Origin of the sequence: Neobacillus sp. C211, from assembly GCF_051842875.1 — a bacterium.
GTDB lineage: Bacteria > Bacillota > Bacilli > Bacillales > Cytobacillaceae > Neobacillus.
This window is the reverse complement of the sequence record NZ_JBPXRO010000094.1, coordinates 1-1,215: the sequence shown is the minus strand read 5'-3', so window position 1 is coordinate 1,215 and position 1,215 is coordinate 1. Positions and strand designations below refer to the sequence as shown.

At 38.3% G+C, this 1,215-nt stretch carries 1 pseudogene; it reads left to right on the top strand.

Features of this window, described 5'->3' with window-relative positions:
* Window positions 1-271: 271 nt before the first annotated feature.
* Window positions 272-1,215 (top strand): annotated as a pseudogene (locus tag ACSU6B_RS29150) (IS3 family transposase); the annotation flags it as partial.

Here is a 1,215-nt window from a genome sequence, read left to right as displayed (position 1 = left end):
TGAATCGGCTACACTTAACTGGACAAAAAAATTAAGGTCAAGTAGACTAACCGCCAAATCAGGGCATACTGCTTACTAGCATAAGAGATCCGTACTAGCAACTTTACTAGGAGAGGTGGGTATGCTAGCCTGTTCGGCAAGCCAGATGTCATTGCCATCTGGTTTCCTGGCTGGGAAAGCATGCCCGCAGAGGCTCCTTGTCAAGTTGCGGTGGTTACCCGCAAAATTTGGAAGTCTACTTTATCCTATTCAGTTATGGAGGAAAGCCAATATGAAGAAGGCTCGAAGGACATATACACCTGAATTTAAAGCCCAAATGGTCAAGCTATATGAAAATGGCAAGCTCAGAAAAGATATTATTAGCGAATACGATTTAACCCCTTCTGCATTAGATAAATGGGTGAAACAAAGTCAAACCTCCGGTTCTTTTAAAGAGAAAGACAATAGAACTCCGGAAGAAGCAGAGTTGATTAAACTTCGTAAAGAAAACCAACGTTTATTGATGGAGAATGATATTTTAAAGCAAGCAGCGCTGATAATAGGACGAAAGTAAATGTGATCAGAAATAATCGACATAAATACTCGATATCAGCAATGTGCGACGTCCTACAAGTCTCAAGAAGTACTTATTATTATGAGGCAAAAGAGCAATCAAAATCCGAGGATGAACTTACAGCTACCATCATCGATATATTTCATAAAAGCCGTCAGAACTATGGCACACGTAAAATTAAACATGAATTAAAAAAGCTTGGCACTGTCTCTTCGAGACGGCGTATTGGCAGAATCATGAAAGAGAATGGGCTAGTATCGAAATATACAGTTGCCCAGTTTAAGCCTCATGTGGATAAATGTAATGAATCGAAAGTTAAAAATGTTTTGAATAGAGAATTTGATCAACAAAAGGAATTAACTGTTGTAGTAAGTGATTTAACATACGTAAGAGTCGAAAATCGTTGGCATTACATATGTTTATTTGTCGATCTTTATAATCGAGAAATTGTAGGCCATAGTGCCGGTCCTAATAAAGATGCTGGACTAGTCTATCAAGCCTTATCGACAATTAAAGCCGATTTAAGGCAAATTCAACTATTTCACACAGATAGAGGAAACGAATTTAAAAACAAGACCATCGATGAAGCTCTTGAAACTTTCAACATTAAACGGTCATTAAGTATGAAAGGTTGCCCGTATGATAATGCGGTAGCTGAAGCC